The sequence below is a fragment of the Streptomyces hygroscopicus subsp. hygroscopicus genome (genome assembly GCF_001553455.1).
In the GTDB taxonomy this organism is placed as follows: Bacteria; Actinomycetota; Actinomycetes; order Streptomycetales; family Streptomycetaceae; genus Streptomyces; species Streptomyces hygroscopicus.
Window position 1 is genome coordinate 1 of the sequence record NZ_BBOX01000300.1, and the last position, 4149, is coordinate 4149.

Below are 4149 nucleotides of genomic sequence, written 5' to 3' on the forward strand. Positions count from 1 at the left end.
CCGTCGAGGCACACGGCACCGGCACCAAGCTCGGTGACCCGATCGAGGCGCAGGCGCTGCTCGCCACCTACGGCCAGGAGCGCGACGCCGACCAGCCGCTGTGGCTCGGCTCCATCAAGTCCAACTTCGGCCACACCCAGGCCGCCGCCGGTGTCGCCGGTGTGATGAAGATGGTGCTGGCCATCCAGCACGGTGTGCTGCCGCAGACCCTCAACGTCGATGAGCCCACCCCGCACGTGGACTGGTCGGCGGGCGCGGTCGCCCTGCTGACCGAGGCGCGGGAGTGGCCGGAGACCGGCCGTCCGCGCCGGGCCGCGGTGTCCTCGTTCGGCATCAGCGGCACCAACGCGCACACCATCATCGAACAGGCCCCGGTGGCCGTGGACGAGACCGAGGCCCCGGCGCCCGCCGCCGCGCCCCGGACCGGCGTCCCCACCACCTGGGTGCTCTCCGCCAAGTCCTCCGAGGGCCTGCGCGACCAGGCCGCACGGCTGCGCGCCCACCTCGCTGACCGCCCCGGGCTGGACGCCGCCGACGTGGCGTTCACGCTCGCCACCCGCCGTACGGCCTTCGAGGAGCGCGCCGCGCTCGTCGCCGGGGACCGGGACGGGCTGCTGTCCAATCTGGACGCGCTCGCCGAGGGGCGCGGCGCCGCCGGGCTGGTCGTGGACACGGTCGGCGATGGCAAGGTGGCGTTCCTGTTCACCGGGCAGGGCAGCCAGCGGCCCGGCATGGGCCGTGAGCTGTACGACGCCTTCCCGGCGTTCGCGGACGCGCTGGACGAGGTGTGCGCCCACCTGGACGCGCATCTGGAGCAGCCGCTGCGGGACGTGCTGTTCGGGGATGACGCGTCGGTGCTGGACCGGACCGGGTTTACCCAGCCCGCGCTGTTCGCTCTCGAGGTGGCGCTGTTCCGGCTGGTGGAGGCGTGGGGTCTGCGGCCGGACTTCCTGTCGGGGCATTCGATCGGTGAGCTGGCCGCCGCGCATGTGGCGGGTGTGCTGACGCTCGCCGACGCGGCGAAGCTGGTGGCCGCTCGTGGCCGTCTGATGCAGGAGCTTCCGGCGGGTGGCGCGATGATCGCCGTCCAGGCGTCGGAGGACGAGGTGGCGCCGCTGCTGACCGAGCGGGTCAGCATCGCCGCCCTCAACGGGCCCACGTCGGTGGTCATCGCGGGTGACGAGGACGCGGCGTCGGAGATCGCGGCGTCGTTCGAGGCGCAGGGTCGGAAGACCAAGCGGCTGACGGTCAGCCACGCCTTCCATTCGCCGCGTATGGACGGGATGCTGGAGGCGTTCCGCGAGGTGGCGCAGGGGCTCACCTACCAGGCCCCGCGCATCCCGATCGTCTCCAACCTCACCGGCGACGTCGTGTCCGCCGAGGAGATCACCACGCCGGACTTCTGGGTGCGCCACGTCCGGGAGGCCGTCCGCTTCCTGGACGGCGTCCGTGCCCTGGAAGCCCGGGGCGTCACCACGTTCGTGGAGCTGGGTCCGGACGGTGTGCTCACCGCCATGGCCCAGGAGTGCGTGACCGGCGAGGACACCGCGTTCGCCGCCGCGCTGCGCAAGGACCGCCCCGAGGCCGAGGCGCTGCTGTCGGCCGTCGCGCGGGCACACGTCCGCGGGGTGGCGGTGGACTGGGCGGCCTACTACGCCGGGACCGGCGCCGCACAGGTCGAGCTGGCCGCGTTTCCCACGTATGCCTTCCAGCGGCAGCGCTACTGGCCGAAGGTCTCGTCGCTGTTCCTCGGCGACGTGGCCGCGGTGGGGCTCGGCGAGGCCGAGCACCCGCTGCTCGGCGCCAGCGCCGAACTGCCGGACGCGGACGGGATGCTGTTCACCGGGCGCTTGGCGCTCTCGACCCACCCGTGGCTCGCGGGCCACACCATCCTGGACACGGTGCTGCTGCCGGGCACCGCCTTCGTGGAGCTGGCCATCCGGGCCGGTGACCAGGTCGGCTGCGACTACCTCGAAGAGCTGACCCTCGAAGCGCCGCTGGTCCTGCCCGCGCAGGGCGGCGTCCAGCTGCGGCTCTCGGTCGGCGCGGCCGACGGGACGGGCCGCCGTCCGCTGTCGCTGCACTCCCGGCTGGAGAGCCTGCCCGCCGAGGAGCCGTGGACCCGGCACGCCGCCGGTGTCCTGGCGTCCGGCGGCCGTCCGGAGGCGTCGTTCGAGCTGAGCGCATGGCCCCCGGCGGACGCGACCGAGCTGGAGCTGGACGGCCGCTACGAGGGCCTGCGGGACATCGGCTTCGCCTACGGCCCCGCGTTCCAGGGGCTGCGCAGGGCGTGGCAGCGCGGTGGCGAGGTGTTCGCCGAGGTGGCGCTGGACGAGGCCACGGCCGAGGAGGCCGCCGCGTTCGGGCTGCACCCGGCGCTGCTGGACGCCGCGCTGCACGCCATCGGACTGGGCGGCCTGGGCAACACGGGCGGGGAAGGGCGGCTGCCGTTCGCCTGGACCGGAGTGTCGCTGTACGCGAGCGGCGCCTCGGCGCTGCGCGTCCACCTGGCCCCCGCGGGCGGCGACGGGGTCCGGCTGGAGATCGCCGACACCACCGGCGCGCCGGTCGCGGCCGTCGAGACGCTCGGGCTGCGCCCGGTCTCGGCCGAGCAGCTGCACAGTGCGCGCACGGCGTACCACGAGTCGCTGTTCCGCCTGGAGTGGACCACACCGGCCGGGCTCGCCGACGCGGCCGGTGCGCAGGTGCCGGCCGACGGCCGGTGGGCCGTGCTGGGCGCCGATCCGCTCGGGCTCGGGGCCACCGCGTACGGGGACCTGGCGACGCTGGCCGAGGCGGTCGCCGCGGGCTCGGCGCCCGCGCCCGAGTACGTCATCGTGTCGCCGTCCGCCGAGTGCGGTGAGCGGACGGCCCGCGCGGCGCACCGCGCCGCCGCCGCGGCGCTCGACGCCGTCCAGCGGTGGCTGGACGAGGAGCGGTTCGGGGATGCCCCGCTGGTCGTGGTGACCCGTGGCGCGGTGGCCGTCGAGGCCGGGGAGCCGGTGGCGGATCTGGCCGGTGCGGCGGTGTGGGGTCTGGTGCGCTCGGCGCAGTCGGAGAACCCGGGCCGTTTCGTGCTGGTGGACATCGACGGCCGGGACGAGTCCTCGCGTGTGCTGTCCGCCGCCCTGGCGTCGGACGAACCGCAGCTGGCGATCCGCGCGGGCGCGGTGTCCGTACCCCGGCTGGCGCGGGTGCCGGTGGCGGAGGAGACGGCCGCCGAGGGCGTCTTGGACCCCGCGGGCACGGTGCTGGTGACGGGTGCGTCCGGTTCGCTGGGTGGTCTGGTGGCCCGCCATCTGGTGGCGGAGCGCGGGGTGCGGCATCTGCTGCTGGTGAGCCGCCGTGGTGAACGGGCGCCGGGCGCTGCCGAACTCGCCGCCGAACTCGCTGAGTTGGGTGCGGAGGTGCGTTGGGCGGCGTGTGATGTGGCGGACCGGGAGGCGCTGGCGGAGGTGCTGGCGGGTATTCCGGCCGATCGTCCGCTGACGGCTGTGGTGCATACGGCCGGTGTGCTGGACGACGGGGTGATCGGTTCGCTCACCCCGGAGCGGCTGGAGCGGGTGCTGCGTCCGAAGGTGGACGCGGCCTGGAACCTGCACGAACTGACCCGCGACCTGGACCTCGCGGCCTTCGCCCTGTTCTCGTCCTCCTCCGGTGTGTTCGGCGGCCCGGGACAGGGCAACTACGCCGCCGCCAACGCCTTCCTGGACGCCCTGGCCGTACACCGCCGGGCCGAGGGGCTGCCCGCCACCTCGCTGGCGTGGGGCCTGTGGGCCGGGACCGGTATGGGCAGCACCCTGGACGAGGCCGACATCGCCCGGATGCGGCGCGCGGGGCTGCCGCCGCTGCCGGTGGCGGAGGGCCTGGCGCTGCTCGACACCGCGCTGACCGTCGACGAGGCGGCGTTGGTGCCGATGCGGGTGGACCTCGCCGCGCTGCGCACCCAGGCCGCACAGGGCGCGGTCTCCCCCCTGTTCCGGGGGCTGGTGCGGGTCCCGGCGCGGCGGGCGGTGGACGCGGTCGCGGCGGGCGGCGAGACCGGTCTCGCCGGGCGGCTGGCCGGGCTGTCCGAGTCCGAGCAGGAGCGGCTGCTGCTGGACCTGGTCCGCGGTCAGGTGGCGACCGTGCTCGGGTACGCCGGTGCCG

At 75.2% G+C, this 4149-nt stretch carries 1 protein-coding gene; it reads left to right on the forward strand.

Features of this window, described 5'->3' with window-relative positions:
• Positions 1 to 4149 (forward strand): type I polyketide synthase (locus tag AXW62_RS27930; protein ID WP_159060975.1); only part of this gene is annotated, 4149 nt, incomplete at both ends.